The organism is Providencia sp. PROV174, from assembly GCF_028480685.1.
GTDB classification, from domain to species: Bacteria; Pseudomonadota; Gammaproteobacteria; order Enterobacterales; family Enterobacteriaceae; genus Providencia; species Providencia rettgeri.
Map to the genome: position 1 here is coordinate 78,659 of NZ_JAMPOT010000002.1, position 19,587 is coordinate 98,245.

17 protein-coding genes and 1 pseudogene are annotated in these 19,587 nt (G+C 39.2%); 3 read left to right on the forward strand and 15 right to left on the reverse strand.

Annotation, left to right across the window (positions count from 1 at the left end; translation table 11 throughout):
* Positions 1–29: 29 nt before the first annotated feature.
* Positions 30–929 (forward strand): LysR family transcriptional regulator, encoded by a 900-nt coding sequence (locus PSE60_RS00570; RefSeq protein WP_210840067.1) that lies wholly within the window; start codon positions 30–32, stop codon positions 927–929.
* A 111-nt stretch (positions 930–1,040) separates the two neighbouring features.
* Here the strand turns inward: PSE60_RS00570 and PSE60_RS00575 are convergent, their stop codons facing one another.
* From PSE60_RS00575 to PSE60_RS00635, 13 genes and pseudogenes are all read right to left on the reverse strand, one after another.
* Positions 1,041–1,340: an HdeA/HdeB family chaperone gene (locus PSE60_RS00575; RefSeq protein WP_210840066.1), complete on the reverse strand. Its 300-nt coding sequence runs from the start codon at positions 1,338–1,340 to the stop codon at positions 1,041–1,043.
* Between the two features lie 235 nt (positions 1,341–1,575).
* Entirely contained in the window at positions 1,576–2,871 is a 1,296-nt protein-coding gene (locus PSE60_RS00580; protein WP_210840065.1) for an MFS transporter, read from the reverse strand.
* Between the two features lie 93 nt (positions 2,872–2,964).
* Positions 2,965–3,426, reverse strand: a complete 462-nt coding sequence (locus tag PSE60_RS00585; protein ID WP_272664290.1) for a RidA family protein — start codon at positions 3,424–3,426, stop codon at positions 2,965–2,967.
* Positions 3,427–3,435: 9 nt separating this feature from the next.
* Positions 3,436–4,596, reverse strand: coding sequence for a M20 family metallopeptidase (locus PSE60_RS00590; RefSeq protein WP_272664291.1), 1,161 nt, complete (start codon positions 4,594–4,596; stop codon positions 3,436–3,438).
* Between the two features lie 15 nt (positions 4,597–4,611).
* Entirely contained in the window at positions 4,612–5,679 is a 1,068-nt protein-coding gene (locus PSE60_RS00595) for an alanine racemase (RefSeq protein ID WP_210840062.1), read from the reverse strand.
* 11 nt (positions 5,680–5,690) lie between these two features.
* Entirely contained in the window at positions 5,691–6,350 is a 660-nt protein-coding gene (locus tag PSE60_RS00600; protein WP_210840061.1) for a helix-turn-helix transcriptional regulator, read from the reverse strand.
* A 284-nt stretch (positions 6,351–6,634) separates the two neighbouring features.
* The gene (locus PSE60_RS00605) at positions 6,635–7,735 is read right to left on the reverse strand and encodes an ABC transporter substrate-binding protein (protein ID WP_272664292.1); all 1,101 of its coding nucleotides are present in this window, start codon (positions 7,733–7,735) and stop codon (positions 6,635–6,637) included.
* 78 nt (positions 7,736–7,813) lie between these two features.
* A complete protein-coding gene (locus PSE60_RS00610; RefSeq protein WP_272664293.1) occupies positions 7,814–10,015 on the reverse strand; it encodes a TonB-dependent siderophore receptor in 2,202 nt (733 codons plus the stop codon).
* A 223-nt stretch (positions 10,016–10,238) separates the two neighbouring features.
* The gene (locus tag PSE60_RS00615; RefSeq protein WP_140171562.1) at positions 10,239–11,009 is read right to left on the reverse strand and encodes a class I SAM-dependent methyltransferase; all 771 of its coding nucleotides are present in this window, start codon (positions 11,007–11,009) and stop codon (positions 10,239–10,241) included.
* A gap of 13 nt (positions 11,010–11,022) precedes the next feature.
* Positions 11,023–11,373, reverse strand: coding sequence for a cupin domain-containing protein (locus PSE60_RS00620; RefSeq protein WP_272664294.1), 351 nt, complete (start codon positions 11,371–11,373; stop codon positions 11,023–11,025).
* Between the two features lie 35 nt (positions 11,374–11,408).
* Entirely contained in the window at positions 11,409–12,149 is a 741-nt protein-coding gene (locus tag PSE60_RS00625) for an ABC transporter ATP-binding protein (protein ID WP_272664295.1), read from the reverse strand.
* Positions 12,146–13,164, reverse strand: a pseudogene (locus PSE60_RS00630) (FecCD family ABC transporter permease). Before PSE60_RS00630 ends, PSE60_RS00625 begins: the two are co-directional and overlap by 4 nt.
* The gene (locus tag PSE60_RS00635) at positions 13,157–14,245 is read right to left on the reverse strand and encodes an ABC transporter substrate-binding protein (protein WP_272664296.1); all 1,089 of its coding nucleotides are present in this window, start codon (positions 14,243–14,245) and stop codon (positions 13,157–13,159) included. Before PSE60_RS00635 ends, PSE60_RS00630 begins: the two are co-directional and overlap by 8 nt.
* 95 nt (positions 14,246–14,340) lie before the next feature.
* On the opposite strand from PSE60_RS00635, the gene PSE60_RS00640 reads away from it, so the two are divergent.
* Positions 14,341–15,057: a Crp/Fnr family transcriptional regulator gene (locus PSE60_RS00640; protein WP_272664297.1), complete on the forward strand. Its 717-nt coding sequence runs from the start codon at positions 14,341–14,343 to the stop codon at positions 15,055–15,057.
* 39 nt (positions 15,058–15,096) lie between these two features.
* Here the strand turns inward: PSE60_RS00640 and PSE60_RS00645 are convergent, their stop codons facing one another.
* Complete coding sequence (locus PSE60_RS00645) at positions 15,097–17,154, reverse strand: TonB-dependent receptor family protein (RefSeq protein ID WP_272664298.1); 2,058 nt, start codon at positions 17,152–17,154, stop codon at positions 15,097–15,099.
* 258 nt (positions 17,155–17,412) lie between these two features.
* On the opposite strand from PSE60_RS00645, the gene PSE60_RS00650 reads away from it, so the two are divergent.
* Positions 17,413–18,957 carry a S8 family serine peptidase gene (locus PSE60_RS00650; RefSeq protein WP_272664299.1) on the forward strand — a complete coding sequence of 515 codons (1,545 nt, stop codon included), beginning with the start codon at positions 17,413–17,415 and terminating at the stop codon, positions 18,955–18,957.
* Positions 18,958–18,989: 32 nt separating this feature from the next.
* Here PSE60_RS00650 and PSE60_RS00655 read toward each other — a convergent pair whose 3' ends face one another.
* Positions 18,990–19,583: an ATP-binding cassette domain-containing protein gene (locus tag PSE60_RS00655; RefSeq protein ID WP_272664330.1), complete on the reverse strand. Its 594-nt coding sequence runs from the start codon at positions 19,581–19,583 to the stop codon at positions 18,990–18,992.
* Positions 19,584–19,587 lie beyond the last annotated feature (4 nt).

Below are 19,587 nucleotides of genomic sequence, written 5' to 3' on the forward strand. Positions count from 1 at the left end.
TTTAATAAAAAAGAACAATCATTGTTATTATGCAAAAAAATCTCAAAAAGATTATCAGTTTTCTACAAGTTGTTGATTCGGGCTCATTCACTAAAGCCGCAGATATTTTAGGGCTAAGCCGTTCTATGGTGAGTGTCGATATCAAACAATTAGAAGCTCAGCTTAATGTAAGCTTGCTAACACGAAATACGCGAAATATTGCATTAACAGAGGTGGGAAAACATTTTTATGACGACTTTAAACGTATTCAAAGTCAAATAGATGAAGCCTTCGAAAAAAGCCAAAATTTAGGAACTAATATTGTAGGTTTGCTGCGTTTTTCATCAACAAGTGAATTTGGCCAACGTTTTATTTTGCCACTACTTCCTGAATTTTGCCGCCTTTATCCTAAGCTAAGATTACAGTACTCATTTAACTCATCCTTAGATGATCTCATCACAGAGAAACTCGATTTATCCGTTCGGTTAGGTAATTTAAAAAATTCATCCCATAAAATGAAAAAACTGGGTGAATATGAGATTTACTTAGTCGCTACCTCTGAATTTCTAAAAAAACACCCAATCAAACAACTCACTGATTTAGCAAATGTTCCATGGATTAACCATGCGCTATTAAACTGGCAAGATCCTCAATATTTTTTACAGAATTCAAAAAATGAAAAATATTACTTACCTTTAATTAAAAACCAATATGAGTCTAATTCTGCCGCCGTTATTCACCATATGGTGTTAGCCTCATTAGGTATTGCAATATGCCCAGCTTGGATGGTTGATGATGACTTGCGGTATGAACGCTTAGTTCATGTATTACCTGAATACCGTTTACCGAAACAAAATATTCAATTACTTTACCCAAATACTTTTGTTTTACCGGCTAAGACACGTGCATTTATCGATTTCTTAACCGATAAATTAGCGGTAAAAAAATAAAGATAGGTCGGTTCAATGTTTCTAAAATAGAGTTTCTAACCTACCACAGTATAATAGCCATTTTCCTAGTCGGAAATGGCTATTATGCCCTCCATGGCATAATAGTTTGCTTTATTTCTTAGATGCTAAATAATCTTGTAGAGTGCCTTCCGGCTTTTTCTTACAAAACTCAACAATCTGAGGGGCTTCGGCAATACTTTGCTCTGTCAGCGCAACATAATCTCCACCTTTAAATTGTGTTTCTTGATTTGTTACCCATAACGCAATAGGTGCCCAGCTCTGAGGGTCTAAATTAATAAATTGCTGGCAAGTCATATTTTCAGGTGTAACCGTATTTTTGTCTGCTGCCATTGAGTTAAATGAAATTGTAGATACAGCAAGTAATACGCTAGATATAATAACCTTTCTCATTTTGAACTCCTTTGAAAAATTAAAAATACAGAATCATGTACCGGAATATTATTAGCATATTATTTATGGAACTTACATATTCTAATTTTGATGATTAAATTTATACTGAGACAAAAATTCGAATAATAAATAATAAAAACAACTAACTATGAATAATTGCTTAATTAGACCATCAATATACGATTTGTTTTTTTATAAAAAAGCCACTGATACAAAGTGGCCATGAATATTTAATTTAGACTGTTTTTGCTTCCATCTCTGCAGGGTCTCTAATTGGTTCATTAACAAAGAAGAAATAAACCAATGATGCTAGGAATGCGACAGTTGCACAAACCACAAGCGCTAAGGTAAATGAGTGTGTTTGGTCAATAATAATACCGGTAATAATCGGAGCAAACGACCCTCCAATAAAACCACCGAAATTTTGAATACCACTTACAGAAGTGATTAAGCGAGAAGGCACTGAAACTAAAATCAATCCCCAAGCAGAAGTCCCCGCAAAGTGAATAGAAAATAGTGCCATACTAATACACGCAACGGCTGAAAAGGTACTGTCAGTATAAGCGGCAGGCAATGTAAACATCGCAGCAAACAGCAAGCCTAAGCAGATCATCCACTTACGGCTTTTCATTTTGTCTGCACCACGTTTCACCACATAGTCTGCAACAACACCATTTACCAGCATTCCCAGCGCACCAAATAAAAAGGGTATTGCTGCAACCCAGCCGGTTTTTTCTAGACTTAAGCCTCGGGAGTTTTCAAGATAAGCAGGCAACCATGTTAGGTATAGCCAAACCATATAACCCACACCATTAAACCCAATGATCATTCCCCACAAAGAACGTTGTTTAAATAATGACGCCCATTCTTTGAAAGAAACTTTATTCGTTGAAGATGGTGGAGCACCGTCATTTAAATAGTTTAATTCATCATCTGTTAATTCTAATTGTTCACGATTACGATAGAAAATAAACCAAAGTATAGACAGAATAATCCCACTAATACCGATAATAATAAACATTGTACGCCAGCCAAAAGCTAACATTAATGCAATGAGCAAAGGTGGAGCTAATGCTTGAGCTAGCGTAGAGGACATATTTACAATCCCCATTGGCAGACCACGCTCACGGATATTATACCAATCATTAACGACTTTAACGCCTGTCGGTAAATGCGGTGCTTCACCAATACCTAAAATAACCCGTGCAATAATTAAATGGGTAAATGAAGATAATAGCCCTGTCACGGTTTGAGCTAACGACCATAAGAACAAACCGAAGCCATAGATCTTTTTAACCCCAAAGCGTTCCATTACCATACCTATAGGTAGTTGGCATAACGCATAGCCAAATGAAAATACCGATAACAGTAATCCCATTTGAGTTGCACTAAATCCTAATTCTTTACTTATTGTAGAGTTAGCAATAGAGAGTGATGCTCTATCTAAAAAATTAATGATACCTGCTATCAACAAAAATGTAAGCGCAATAAGCTGCCAGCGCTTTAGCCTTTTACTCGCATGTAGTGACATAATTAAGTACCTTTAAGACGTAACAGGATCCCGCGGAATAAAATTTACTCCGCAGATTTATTTTATTAATAATCTTTATTTTTTATCTATTATTTACGACTTTAGCTTTAATATTAATTCTATTTCCACTGGCGTATCAAAAGGTAATGTATTCGTACCTATTGCTGAACGTGCATGCTTACCTTTATCACCGAGTATTTCAATTAAAAAATCTGAAGCTCCATTCATGACTTGTGGCTGGTTTTTAAAATCATCAGTACTTTGCACAAAACCTAATAATTTTATACATTCATCAATTCTATCTAAATCTCCTAAATACGCTTTCAATGAAGAAAATATATTAACAATACATTGCTTTGCTGCTTCTTGACCTTGCTCGACTGTTAATTCTTTACCTAATGTACCACTATAAATTAAGACACCATCTTTTTGGCAGTCATGGCCTGATGTATATAATAAATCCCCATACTGCTTAATGGATACATATGAAAATTTTGGTGCCCCTGGTGTGGCAAGTTTAATCCCTTTATCTTCTAATTTTTTTTCAATATTCATTCAATTTTCCTATTTATTGAGCAAGATATTAGCCATGTCATAATAAATTTCCGCAGCAAGGTATAATTCTTTTATTTCAACAAACTCATCTTTAACATGAGCTTGAGCTAATCCCCCTGGCCCCATAATAAGTGTAGGGATCTCACTAGTAACCGAGAAAAAAGGCGCCTCACATGTCGCTTCAAATATTTCTGGTAGCGCTGGTTTTTCTGTAAAACGGCTCACTGTATCTAATGCAACTTTAGTTAGCTCATGATCCGCAGGGATATCTGAAGCAGGAATAAATAAGTAATTATCTAAGTGATAATCTATCTCTTCACCTTTATTATATTGCGCAATAGCTTGATGCAATCTCGCCTCTATTTCTTGCCTTTCTTCCCCTGGAACGAGTCTTCTATCTATTTCAATATCACAATGCTGTGGAACGATATTCGGAGCTGTACCACCATTTATGGTGGTAATAATCATTGAAGCATTTCCTAATAGTGGGTGACTAATTTCCTCAACAGAAGTGCGGTGTTGCTCTATCGCAGGTAGTATTTTGGCCATCTTAGAAATGGCACTATCAGGATAACGAGTTTTTGCTGCATGACCCGCGGTGCCTTTAGTACTTAAGTTATAACGGCTAACGCCTTTATGTGCGATGCAAACACCAAGAGACGTTGGCTCACCAATAATGGCATAATCTGCAGAAATTCCATCTTTAATGTAATGCAGCATGCCAAGATTAATTCTCTCTTCATCCACATTAAATACTAATGTTAAATTACCTGAAAATGCATCTTTATTACGCTTTAATAATGTTGCCGCATACATCATTGCAGCAACACCAGACTTCATATCTGCGGCTCCTCGCCCAAAAACTTTGCCATCTTTAATCACTGGGTCGAATGGCTCGGTACTCCAACCACAACCACAAGGCACAACATCTATATGACCGTTAAATAATAAATGTTTACCTTTTCCTGAACCTTTTAAATAGGCAATAATATTTGGGCGTCCAGGAGCAACCTCTTGCATTTCAACATCAATATTTTCTTGTTTAAAGTAGTGATATATAAATTCAGCAACTTGTTGTTCTTCCCCTGGTGGGTTTTCAGATTTATGCCGAATTAAGGCACAAAGAAGCTCTAGCAACTCATATTGTTGCTGTTCATTTAATTTATACATTTTATTCTCCGATATTTAATATCGTGCGTCTGGTATAATAATATGGTCTATTTCATTATTATTTAATGCATATATCTTGTTTGTTAAATTAGGAATAACACAACTGTGATTCGGTATAATATTTAATACATCACCAATATTTAATTTAATTTTTTTTGGGTCATAGCGAAGATAGCCATGCTCTTCATTTAATTTAACTAGTTTTATATTTGGGTCTTCCACTATATAACCAAACCCTGGTTCTGCGGATTGATCAGAAGTTAATGTTTTGGTCCCTGCATCTACTGTTGCATACCCCTCAATAGGAATACTTACAACAGTTGTTCTTATTGTTAAAGCGCAATCTTCAGGAGTATAAATACCACCATAGATAGCATTCATATCGCCAAAAATAAAGTTCCCAGCCCGTGACTCTGTAATCCCTTTTAATTCATCAGCATAGAATGAAGATAATGTTGAGCCGCCAGATGTCCGAGGCGCTTCGATACCCAATTTTTCTAACCGTTTTTGGCAAGATAATAAAAGCTCTGCTTCTGCTTTTGCCGCTTTACGTATTTCAGGCTCTGTACGGTATTGGTATATTGTTCCAGCATAAGTAAACACACCAATAATTTTCAGATTAGGTAATTTTTGTATTGCCAGTGCAAATGGCTCTAAATCATCTAATTGAATTCCTTCCCGGTGAGCACCATAATCAACAGCAATATAGACCTCAATAATTTGGCTCTCTTGCTTTGCCGCTGCTGATAATTGTTCAGCTCCTTGTAGGCTATCAATAATCGTTCTTAATTTAATTTTTTTAGCTAATTCAATAAATTGCTGACACTTTTGTTCACCAATCATTGGGTAAGCAAGCAGAATATGACCAATTCCGCCTTTTGCCATAACTGCCGCTTCTTGCAATGTGGCACACGTAATTCCTTTTGCGCCACAGGCAATCTCAAATTTTGCTAATTCTACTGATTTATGTGTTTTTATATGTGGCCAGTGTTCAATACCTTGCTGTGTTAGCTTGCCTGTCATGCCTCTGACATTTTTTTCAAGTTGCTGTAAATCTAAAGCAACGTAAGGCGTTATTGGCATAAAAACCTCTCTTATTCTTCATTATTTTCTTCCCCTTTTAATTCCGCTAAATAGGTATAAAGGGTATATTTGGAAATATTTAAAAATTCACAGATTTTCTCACCTGCTTTTTTGATTAAGAAAGCACCTCTATCATCAAAGAATTTAATTGCATCCATTTTATCTTTTTTGCCCATATTGATGACGGGGACTTTAATAACCTGCATACATTCTTGAATAAGGTGATCTAAAATTTCATTAACGTCCGTAACAAAAACTTCCTTAACCGTATCTTGCTCAATGCTATTGCGCTGTGTAATGCCTTGAATAGCTTTTTCTGCAGCAATAAATTCTGAAATATCTTGATTAATACAAAGTGCCCCAGAAACTTTGCCAGTTTCATCACGTAAATAAATTGAAGTTGAACGCAACATTTTCCCATCTTTGGTTTGGGTAAAATAATTGTATTTGTCGCCATCAACATCAGTGCCGCGCAATACCTCAAGCCCTAAATTACTACTTGGGTCTCCCACCTTTCGTTTCGTTACATGACCATTAATAATTGCAACAATACTGCTTTCTAGCCCTTTACTATGGTCATGTAATACCACTTCACAAGTGTCGCCAAATTGGCCCGCAATCCCTTTCATAACTGCCAATAACATTTCAAAGTTGTCTTGGATAATTTTCATTTTCTACCAAACTTATTTTAAGCCTAACTAAATATTAGTTAGATCATAATGGAGACTCAATCAAGATTTGAGCAATTTGTGATCTATATCTTGATTCTAGCTAACAATTTTTTAGCTGCTATAACTAACATAGCAATAATCCCAGTTTATAAAAAAACTGGGAGATAAGATAGAACAAGGGATTTCAGAGAGTTTATTAATGAATGGAAAGCTATATGGAGATAAACTGACAGCCTAACTTTTTGTTAGTTTCTATTACCAACAAAAAGTTAGCGACCCTATTTTTATAAATTCACCCAGAACACCCCTGTTTCTCGGATTTCTGTAAACTGCTTTTGAAAGTCAATTAAGTTTTGTTCTGGATTTAATGTACTAAATCGCTCTGGATGCATAAATTTAGCCATCGCTTCAATGGCAAATATGTTCATCGGATTGTTGTAGAAATTATGGTAAATCGCCATAACCCGTTTTTCTTTAACTGCCGTTAATGATGAAATCCCTTGCCTATCCATTAATACTGATAACTGCTTCTGAACATTAGCTTTATTTGCATTATATCCTAAGCTTACTGCAAGCGAGCGCCGATTAAAATTGTGCCAATCGGCGCCAGTCAGTAAATAAAATTCTGGGTTTAATGTAATAATATTCTCAATGGAGCTTTCAGCCCCTTTTGCAGGAAAGCTATCTGCAACAAGGTTATTTCCACCTGCCAAGGATGCTAAAACACCATAACCTGAACGCCCATAAAGCTGACAGCAATTATCCGCAAATAACCCTGCATTCGCTTCAATCAGAACAGTTGGAAATGGCTGAGCTAATTGGCTTTCAATGGCATCTAATTTCTCTTGGTACAGCGTTGCAAACTGTCCCGCTCTTTCTTGTGTTCCGAATAATTCACCTAATAATAAAATGCTTTTCGGCGTGTTTTTCGCAATATCCATTCGAAAATCAATAAAAATGACTTGGATACCTGCGGCTTCGAGTTGCGGTAAAATTTGGCTATCACGCATCGCACCATAATTAGCCTTATGCATAACTACCACATCAGGCATTAACTCGATCAACTTTTCAACTTGGAGACCGGCTTCGCGTGTTTTCTTTAACGTTGGAATTTTGCCTAATTCAGGCAATACACTGAAATAAGCTTGTTTTAAATCTGGTGCGTATTGCGTAAGCGAATCACTCCAACCCACAATGCGTGATATCCCCGCTTTACCAGCAGCAATATCCACTGGCAAAATATCACGACTATCTACCAAAAATAATTTTTCGACAGGAAGATTAACTGTAACTTCACGACCTTGTAAGTCAGTGATCACCGTTGATGTTTTTGCCTGTGCCCAAAAACTAAGCAAGCACAATAACCCTATAAGAAATGATTTCATGGAATATCTCATTACTTTTTATTGCTAATAATCTGCTAGAAATAAGTCACTAATACATAGTGACTTATTTTCAATTAATTAAAATGTCACACTGTAATTAAGAGCAAAGGTTCGGCCACGGCCTTTATAATCGTACAGGTTGGCAGCTCCGTATTTCGGGCTATATAAACTTTGTGCCCGCTGTCCCCAAATTGTGGAGTAATTTTTATCCAGTAGGTTTTCAACTGCAAAGCTGACTTTACCCACTGGCAGCATATAACTTCCTAATAAATCAACGGTATTATAGCCATCAAGTTTCTTACCCGCCGCATCCGTTAAATTGAATGTTTGTTGGCTTTGTAAGCGTAGTGCCCAATCATTCGGTTCCCAACCAATATAAGCATTCACTTTTGACGGGCTCGCGAAGTCAACGCTCCATTTTTCCCAGCTACCATCAACTTTAGTTTCTGATTTTTGCAGATTGAAATTACTTCCAACACTCCAATCTGAGTCAGCAAAGAAGTAATCCACCGCGCCTTCAACCCCATAGATACGGCGTTTATCGGTTTTCATATAGATAGTCATGTCATCTTTATTAATGCCATAACTTCTATCAGACAGCGAATAATAGGTGGCAACTTGTGTGCGCAGGTTTTCCCCTGTGTAACGCCATCCTAACTCAAACGAGTTAACCTTAATTCCTTTTACCTTGGTATCATTAATGTTAACACTTTTATTGAGATGGTAGTGGCCATTGGCATCTGGGGTCTTCGCATAGTCACCTGTTCCGTAATACTTAGCAATATCAGGAATTTCAAAGCCTTGAGAGAAATTAAACCATGTTTGTTGCTCTTCGGTTAGGTTAACCAGCAACCCTGCATTAAACAGTAAGTTGTTGTAATCCGTTTTCCCACCCGGTACTGCATCCGCTGATTTACCTTTACCATTAGCAATCGCTTCTTGCTGCGCATAACCAATAAAATCATCCACTTTATTTTCAGTATATTGGTAACGCACACCACCGCTTAACGTGAACATCGGCGTAATGTCATAACTACTTTGTAAAAATGTCGCCATATTGGTGGTGGTATAACTTGGATAGCGGCCGATTTGGAAAGCTTTAGTTAAATCCATTCCCCCTGATTCTTTCGCTTTATCTAAATCAAAAAACATTTGGTTAGCACGAAATTGCTCATGCTCTGCATCCACACCATAAGTTAACGTTAATTCATCAATGGGTTGGCTATTGAATGTCAGCTTGGTTCCATAAAAATTGGTTTTTTGATCCGATGAGCTGATACTTGTAACATCCTTGCCAGTCAGGGTTGGAAAGGGATAAAACTTTTGTGATTCATCACGATAATAAACTTGTGCAACAAAATCTTGCCCGAATACATCTGCATTTGAATATTGTAAATTGAGCAAATTGCGCTCAGTTCCAGGTAAACGGTCAGAGCTTAATTTACTGCTGTTATAAGCTTCACCTTGCCCTTTAACCGCAGAGAAATCTTTTCCTAAATAGAGCCCGTGTTTACCATCCGACTCACTTTTATAATGCTGATAAACGGCTTGAAGCTGTTGTTTTTCATCGATTTTGATAGTGCCTGATGCCATCACATCTAGGCGATCAGAAAATTGCAGCCCTGTTTGGGTATTATCAATATTAATCGCATTACCTTTGCCATCATACCAACCGCCATAGCGTTGATAAGCAACAGACACTCGTCCGTGAGCGTTCTCATTACCACCACTTACTGCTGCGGCAACATTTTCATCGTGCTCTTTACCATTGTTAAAGCCTGTTTTTCCACCTAATTGCAGAGAAACCTGTTTTTCTTCTTGGCCTTTTTTCGTCACGATATTAATCAAACCACCACTACTACCACCGCCGTACATCGCCGTTGCACCTGAAATAACTTCGATATGATTGATATTAAAAGGATCGATGGAATCTAATTGGCGACTATCACTACGAGAAGAGTTAAGGCGTACCCCGTCCACCATCACAATCATTGAACGGCCACGCATATTCATGCCATAGTTTGTCCGCCCTTGACCACTGACACTCATTCCTGGAATAAGCTGCGCTAAAATATCTTTTAACTCTTTTCCACCTTCAGCTTGCTGTTCAATTTCAGCATTATCAATCACCCATGTGGTTTGCGCCATTTCTGAAACGGTTTTATAACCACGTGTAGCGGATACGGTTATGGATTCTTCTTTTTTATCCACAGCAAATACAGAGGGAGAAACTAAAGGGAGAAAGCAAGGAGAGATAATAAAAAAATACTTTATTTTCATTAAATTAAACCTTTATTTTATTAAAATTGCTGTTATTGAATCTAAAAAATAAATCACAATTCTTGATTAAATTACTGTTTATTATTTTATCAAATAATTATTATTAACAGTAACTAAGAATCAAGATAAATATAAGAATTATTATTATTAGCAATGTAAAATATAAGGTTATTCAACATAAAAATACATAATCACGCATCCTTGCGTAAGATCTTCCTATAGATTACTTCACGCTAACGACTGCAATATAATTCAATTTCCCACGATTTTGCCGAAAATGGCGGAACATACGCAAAAATTGAGGCCGGTTTTCTTTCTTCAATGCATTACGGATAATCTTTAGCGTACCGAATACACCTTCATCGTAAATTAACCCTTTTGGCGATAACAGTGTCATTGGGCCAGTATGGGATACCACTTGCTGGAAACCCGCTTGTTGAAATAATTCCACCCACTGTGTTTCCGGTAATGGTTGCGCTTTGACATTAATCGCTTGTTGCATTTGAGAAACCACATTTTGCACAGCTTGGGCATCTTTAAATGCAATATCATGAGTTAATAAACAGCCACCTGGCTTTAGTACTCGATAATACTCCTGCAATAGCTTTGCTTTCGCTTTATCGCCGTACATGGTTAGCATGGCTTCATTAATGACCACATCAAAACTGTTGTCCTCAAAAGGTAATTTTGATGCATCTGCCATTTGAATAGTCACTAAATCTGTTAACCCTTTATTCGCAACGTTTTTTTGTGCTTGGGCGAGCGCCTGCTTGTCCATATCAATACCCGTAATATGGCAATGAAATTGAGAGGCGATTTCAATGGCGGTGGTTCCCATATTACACGCCACTTCAAGAACTTGGCTGTTCTTATGTAACCCTGATTGGCTAAGTAACCACTCGGTTGCTTCTTTCCCCCCTGGGCGTAAGCGTTTTTTCCCTAAACGTGCTAGAAATTTGTGCCCTGCTTCATGGGCAGTAAATGATTGGTCCATTTACACCTCCAAGTTAGTGTGTACAAGCCATTTCTGGCTCACGTAACATAACTAACAGCATTTTTGCGGGTTCAAGTGCATCTACCGCATGAGGGATATTAGCCGGCATTCTGACAATTTCCCCAGGTTTAGCCGTCACTGGCTTACCTTCGATGGTGAGTTGTAAACTCCCTTCAACAACCATCACAATGGCGTCAAAAGGAGCACTGTGTTCAGATAGCGCTTGGCCTTTATCAAAAGCAAATAAGGTGATATTCCCCCCACCATTTTTCGCTAATACACGGCTTGCAATACCTTGTTCGGTATTATTAATTAACTGGTTGATAATCAGCGCTTCTGCGGGTGTTATTGTGTTATTGCTCATCGTTTATATTCCTTAATTCAATCATTTTCATTCAATTATCTAAATAGCGGAATGACCCCTTGGGTCTGCCGGCCTTGATAGTCCATTGGCGTAATTGCAACAGGTAATTGGTACAGCTGTGTCAGGTTTTCTTCCGTTAAAATTCGTTCAGTTTCACCAAATAAACAGCCGCCACTGTTAAACAGCAACAATGAATAGTCAGCGATATGCAGCGCATGCTGTGGATAATGGCTCGTAAATAAGATCGTCATTCCGCGATGTATGGCTAAATCACGTAAAACGCTGAGCACACTGTCTTGGTTGGCAAGGTCCAACGCGGATGTCGGTTCGTCCAGAATCAAAATTTCTGGTTCACTGGCTAATGCTCTCGCAATCATAACCATTTGTTTTTCCCCTCCACTGAGACAGTTAAAGGGTTGGTCCGCAAAATTACTTATGCCTAAGTACGCTAAACACTGCTCTACAATTTGGTTATCTTTTTCATTGGGTGAGGCATACCACGGCAAATGACGAATACGCCCGAGACTCACCATGGTGCGAACAGAATAATGAAATAGTGAACCACTAAGTTGTGGAACATAAGCGACGGGTGCATTTAGTGAAATATTGCCAGTGGCTCCTTTTTGTAAACCGAGCAAGAGTTTTAATAAGGTGGTTTTTCCACGGCCATTCGGCCCTAAAATTGCGCCAATACTGCCTTTTGGCTGCTGAAAAGTTAAATTCGTAAATAACTGACGCTGTGCAATTTTGAAATTAAGGTGCTCAACTTGGATCATAAATCGGCCACCTTTTTATTTAATGTATGGATCAGTAGAGCAAAAATGGGGGCACCGATGAGTGCAGTGATCACACTTAATGGAATTTCTGCATTCGTCATACTGCGGGCAAAAGTGTCGACAGCCACCATATAAATCCCACCAATAACTGCACTAGCAGGCAGTAATATCCGGTGATCATGACCTACCACTAGCCGTGCAATATGCGGAACAATCAGCCCTACCCAGCCGATGGTGCCGGATACCGCCACTGTCGCACTAGTGATCAAGGTCACGCTGAGTAACACGGCCCAACGGGTTCTATTAATTTTCATCCCTAAGGCTTGTGCATTTTCATCCCCTAAGGAGAGCACATTGATACGAAAACGCAGTGCAAAAATGACTAAAACACAGACCATAACAACAGGAAAAACAATATTAAGTTTAAGATAAGACGCACTGGCAAAGCTGCCCATAAGCCAAAAAACAATGGTTTGCAAAGTATTATTAGGGTCTGCAAAATAGGTAATTAACGAAATTAATGCAGCAAAAAAAGCATTAATAATCACCCCGCAAGAATTAACATTAATAGCTGGCTACCTTGGCGATTCAAGCCTAGCAAAAAAACCAGCACGATAGCTAACAACCCACCGACAAAAGCCAATGAAATGGTGATCAACAATGAAGAAAATAACAAAATAGCTAGTGCGCCCCCCAATGCAGCTCCTGATGAGACGCCAATAATTTGCGGCCCAACTAATGGGTTACGGAAAATGCCTTGCAAAGCCGCCCCAGCCACCGCTAGCCCTGCCCCTGCTGTACCTGCTATCAGAACACGTGGTAAACGCACATTTAACACGACATTTTGTTCCGTACGACTATAGTTCCCCATCATTTCGTTGCCCAAAATGGTGTCATAGAGAATATGCCAAACCGCAGAAAACGAAACCGGGTAGCGGCCACAACTTAGTGCCAAAACAAAGGTCAACACTAGGCAAATGGCGAAAACGAGCCAAAGATATTGGGGCTTACGCATGCGGTTTCCCCATTAAAGAGATGTAGTGCTGGCTATTTTTGTTCATCTCCATTTGCAAAATACCGTCAATTTGCTCATCTGACACGTCATAACCATAAAGTTGCTGATATCTCAGGCGAATTTCTTCACGCAATGGCATTTTCATCGTTTCTGGATGAAAAATCATTGATAACCATTGCCAGTACAGCGGTGTTTCTTGGTTTGGCGCATCCCAGATAAAACCACCAATAGGAAGCTTATATACGCGCTGGTTTTTCACTGCAGTGACTTCGCTTAACATGGGATTGCGATAAACGTCAGCTGGCGATAACCCCTCTTCGAAATTACCCAATAGAATAATGTCAGGGTCCCAAACAAGGATCTGCTCAATATTGAGCGTTCTTGGCCCAGTGAGGTCGCGGTTTAAACTCACTCCGCCCGCCAATGCAAAATCGGCGTTGTTGTGTGATGTTGAGCCAAATGTTTGAATACTCTGGTTAAAATGAGAGAGATACAGAACACGAGGCTGCTGTGCTTCTGGAATTTTAGCGGTGGTAGCTGAGAGTGTATCGACAACTTGTTGGCGCCACTGGATCATCTTCTGTGCTTTATCATTGTGGCCAAGTGTTTGCCCCATTAGGTGAACCCACTCTTGCGTATAGCGCTCTTGCCCATAATCTAACGTAGCAACAGTCAGCCCTGCATCACGCATAGGGGAAATAATATCATCCCCTCGATGACCCCATTGCCATACCAGGTCGGGCTCCACATTAAGCAATACTTCAATATTTGGTGTAAAATTGTTACCCACGACATTTGAATTCACCTGTAAAACAGGAGAAAACATTTGGCTTAGCATGCCATCTCGCGCAGCAACCTTTGCAAAAGGGTGCATTCCAACTAATTTTTCACTGCTTTCATCCATACCAACTAACATCGAAGCGGCAGGGATTGGGATCACGACAATACGTTTTGCAGGGGCTGATAAATGAATTTTATCCCCTGACATATCTGTGAAATCAACGGCTTGTGATGCATATACGTTACCCATCCCTCCCAAGGTCAGAAAAACGGCGGTGAGTCTAAAAGCATTATTTATCATAGGGTTATTCAGCTCTCTGCTAAGATCTCAATTGATAATGTGTATGATTATCATTTATACTTATGCCATTCTAAGACGGCGTAAGAGGATGACCTATGACATTTGTCAAAAACGTTTTCCCCCATACACAATCACTCAATGCCATAAAATCGTGCTTACTGTTTAATGGGATAGAAGATGAAAAACTGGCATTACTGCTGGAAAATTGTGGCCATATTCGCTTTAAAAGTGGTGAAATCCTGAACCATGAAGGGGAACCATTTAAGCACTGTCCTTTGATGATAAGCGGGCAAATCGAGGTGTATCGCCATACTTATTTGGGCGAGGAAAAAATTTTTGGTTTATTTTGTACAGGGGAAATTGTTGCCATCGCAGCCGTTTTTATGCCACATAACCGCTATCCTATGAGTTTACGGGCAAAAACCGACGGTGAAGCCTTGCTACTCGATAAACGTGATATTTTACGGCTTTGCCATGCCTGCCCACAGATTATGGAAAAGCTACTCATGCGTTTTAGTAGCAAACTGTATGAAAACATTAACCATATTGATTGGCTAACTTCAAGTTCTGCTGAACAACGCTTGGCTGCTTATATTCTTGATTTAAAACATAAACAACTCACTTCAAATATTGTTTTACCTTTATCACGGGGCCAGCTCGCCGCTAAATTAGGCATACGCTACGAAACACTCAGCCGGTTAGTTTCAGGGTGGCGGCAAAAAGGGTTTATTGATATTGAGAAAGACACTGTGCATATCCATAATGAAAACTACTTAACGCAATTATCTATTTCTGCACAGCGCCCATTTTAACAACCACGCATTAACCAATATTAATGCGTTTATTCATTATTAGAAATTATAGGTTACGCCACCATTCACATTAAACCCCATACCGGGGAATAAAGTGCTGTCTTTTGCTGTGACGGTTTGGTTGGCAACCGATGTTGTTGCATAGCGCTCATCGGTTAAATTATCCATCGATAAATACACAGACCACTGCTCTGTAGGCTTATAACTGCCTTTCAGCCCCAGTACGGCATAATGTTTACGTTTTTGAATATCAAGGTTGTTTTGGTGGTCAACTGCCATATCCGTAGGTGCCCAATGAATATTAGGCCCAACACTCCAATCCCCAATTTCATATAACACCTCGGCAGCAACAATATTACGTGGAATACCCGCGATATAGTTGCCATTATATTCACCGCCCATGAAACGGAAATCGTTATAAGTCCAAGAAACTCGGTAATTGATATCCCCCGGCCCTGCGCCAACACGTCCTGTAAGCCCAGCTTCTAAGCCTTGATGGCGAGTTTTCGCGGCATAATTAAATACGCCAACCACCGTCCCTGCACTGTCATAAGTGGTAATATACTCATCTTTAATTTGGCTACGGTACAGCGCAAGGCTCCATTTCAACCCATCGGTGACATCGCCTTCTCCCCCAATTTCATAAGTAATGGCTTTTTGTGGTGAGAGTTTCGTTAATTTTCCATTGCTGGAGTTAATAATTTCCCAAAATGTTGCAGGTTCTTCACTCGCACTGATATTGGCAAAGTAACGCTGGCTTTCCGTTGGGCGCCAAATCACTCCCGCTTTTGGTGTCCAAAATGTCCAACTTTGGTCTAACGACAAATGACTCTGTCGCTTTTCTACATCGCGGCGCGCATGCGTACCTTTGACATCTAAATTAACAGCCACTGTTGGCGTAATATGTAAGTCTCCCCCAACACTGCCATAGAGGTTTTCCGCTCGGCCATCATATTTACCTATTTTAGTTTTGTCTGCGGGTGTCCCTTTACGATTTTGCATTAATTCAGTCTGCAAGGTCATTTGGTCCCATGCCAGTGCCGTACGATATGTCACGGGCTCAGTTTCAATATTATAGGTAAATTGCAGCCCTTCACTGTGGCTGCGGCTAAAGCGGTAGTAAGCGGGAGTGGTAAAATTATCATGGGTACGAATATGCCAAACTCCTGCACCAATTGCTTGGTTATCCACTTGCCAGTCAGAGCGGTTAGCCACTCGGAATTGTTCAACATTACGGTGAGGATCACGCAACCAAACCATTGGGTACACCTCTGTTGGGTTATTATTTAATACCTCTTCAGAAACTGGCCCCGCAACGTCAAAGCGCAAATCTGTCCAACTCAACCATGTTCGGTTTTCAAAGTTATCAGTCACATAACCAAAGTTGCTGCGTAACGTTTTACGTTGGGAAGCAGAGTGTTTGCGATAACCATCAAAATGGTCATAAGTGAAATTCACACGCCCATCAAATAACCCATCATCAGAAACACCACCGAAGGCGGTTTGTAACCCTTCGCGCCCATGGGAGCCGTACTCATAACGTAGGCGCCCTTGCTCAGTTCCTCCAGTGTAAGAGAGCACATCCAATTCACCGCCCAAGCTATTACTTTGTGGGTTAAGGCTATTTGCACCACGGCGTACGCTCACCATCCGCGCATCACGCATTTCTAAGGTACTGATATGAAAACTGCCGTCTGCATCCGTTGCGGGTAAGCCATCTTGCAACAGCAATACACCACGAGCAAGCGGTGCACTTTGCACGCCAGAGCCGCGAATATTCAAACGTGGCTGGTCAATCCCCCCAAAGAAATTTTGGATAACCAACCCAGGCTGGTAATCCAGGGCGTCTTGTAAGGTAGCAAGGCGAGTATCTTTTTCGATAACAACTAAATTTGTTCCACCAGCCACTTTTTCAAGTTTATCTTTTTCTTGCTGCTCACTCGGTGACAAACGGCTTTGGCCTGTTGAAGACGTAACGATCAGTTTGTCTGGTGTGCCTACTGGTGCAGCGAATCCAATTGGTATCGCCAAAGTTCCTATGCCTAAAGTTAGAGCAATACAATGGGCCAATTGGTGCCGCTTTAAACGATAAGACATATATTCACCCCAATAATAGTAATGGTTATCATTTTCATTTAAGGAGTTTAAAATAGAGGATGGGTATAGATATCCCTATGACATTTGTCAAAACCAAAATAAATTAATTTATTATTTATATTAAAATTATAGTTTCCATTAAATTCTATTAAATTATCAATCTTGTCGTAAATTCATTTTCAATTTTAAATAACGTACCCAACCTAATACTTAAATAACTAAAAGCATATCAACATATGCTATATAAAAAGAGAATATATGAATATAAAAACCTTTAAATTTATCGATAAGGATTCAAATGGCATTGTCGTTAATTTTGATAATAGAAACAAAAAAACAGTCACCATTAGCTTATTTTTAGATAATGAAAATATAGAAACCATATCAACTAATAATGATCATTATCTTTTCAAGGTAGGTAAATCGGGGAACTACCATGTAACTATCTCATTTGTTGATAGTAATAAAAATATTTTACACTTAATTGATAGCCCTGTTAGCTATCGTCTTCCCCATCAGGAAATCAATAAAAAAATTAAAGCAGAAATAAAATCGAAAACCATCAACCATAAAATAGATGGGATTAATAAATATTTTTTAGAAATTAAATCTAAAATAAAAAGTTCGCATTTTATTATGGATGCTTTATCAAATGAATTAGTTAATTCAAAATTAATTTTGATTAAATTAAATATTCGCTCTTCCGTTACGCAATGTGAATATTTTAACCTTTATGGAGAAAATAATTATGACGATTTGCTTGAAATATCGCAACGGATTGAAAAATTAGATTGTGTCAGCTACTGCTGCATCTGCCCCAACACAACAGGCTACCAGCCTCCCAAACTCCCTATCAATAGCCAAACTATTGAAGAAGAGATCAGTAGTGATGAGATAACCCCCGATTTCACCGAGTTACAAAAATATTTAGATGCCCCAATGGGTATGAATGTGAGAGAGGCATGGGCAAAAAATATTGATGGCTCACTAGCGGTTGTTCGCCATATGGATTTTGGTGTATACCAAAACCATGAAGATTTTAAAGATGCAAACCTTGCTGTGGTAAGTAGCCGACCTGAAACGCAAGATTGTAACCATGGTACCGCTTCAACAGGTTGCATAATTGCGACTAAAAATGAATTTGGTGTCACTGGCATTGCACATGGTTGCCAATTTTATTTCTATGATACTGACGACTTAGATCAACTTACGGATGATACTCAGCCGGGTGACATTGTTAGTTTCGACCTCCAATTTCGCATTGAGAATAAATTGCTTCCTATCACATCCATCCGTAATTGGTGGGAAAGAATTAAAATTATGGTCGATAAAGGTGCAACCGTTCTTCTAGCAGCAGGGAATGGTGGCTTGGATTTAAGCAAACCCGAGGTTATGGATGATTTCGGTGACAATGGCAGCATGTTAGTAGGCGCTTGTTACCACCACACTGGGAAACGTGCGCTTTTTTCAAATTATAATCAAACAAGCTCACTGATTAATTCATGGGGAGATTGGAGTGTGACCACCACAGGCTATGGAAAACTACAAAAACACCCCGGCAATGAACGCAATTATACCGACCGTTATTCAGGAACATCGAGTGCAACACCACTATGTTCAGGTGCACTCGCATTAATTCAAGGCTATGCTAAACAGCATCAAATTATTCTGTCAGCGTGGGGAATGCGCGAATTGATAAGTAAATCGACCTATACGGAAGGTGTTAACGATGGGATAGGCTATCGGCCCAATGTAAATCAGTTATTAAAAGAAATTGATAAGCTCGCCCAAATTACTGAATAATTCAGCTATCGTTAAGCCATAATATCGGCCTATTATTTGACTAGTGAGATAACCCGGCTACACACTTTCTCTAATAACGCTTTGTTATGGCTAAAAATAATCATCGCCAATGGCCGCTCTTCTGATAATCTCACTAACAACTGCCAAATCTCTTTTTGCAAATTAGCGTCTAACTGTGCGGTGATTTCATCAGCAATCAAAATTTTCGTTCGCGGGTCAAGGGCCCGCAATAAGGCGATACGAGCAAGCTCACCACCGGATAACTCATTGGGAAGCCTTTCTAGCCATGCAGGTTTAATTGAAAAACGTGCTAACCAGTGAGAATCTGGCTGCCAAGCATCAAATACACTCGCACCGACCTTACGGTATGGGTTAAAACTTTTTTCTGGATGCTGAGGGACTAATTGAATCGGGCAATAACCATGTTGAGCCAATGGTTGGCCTTCAAATAAAATGGTTCCTTTGAATGCCGTTTGCCACTGAGCTAATACTCGGCCTAACGTAGTTTTACCAAAACCACTAGGCGCAGATATTCCAAGGCGTTCACCGCTAGCCAGTGACAAATTAAAGTCATCCCACAGCCGTTGCCCACCTTGATCAATACATAAATTATTTACTTGTAAAATAGGT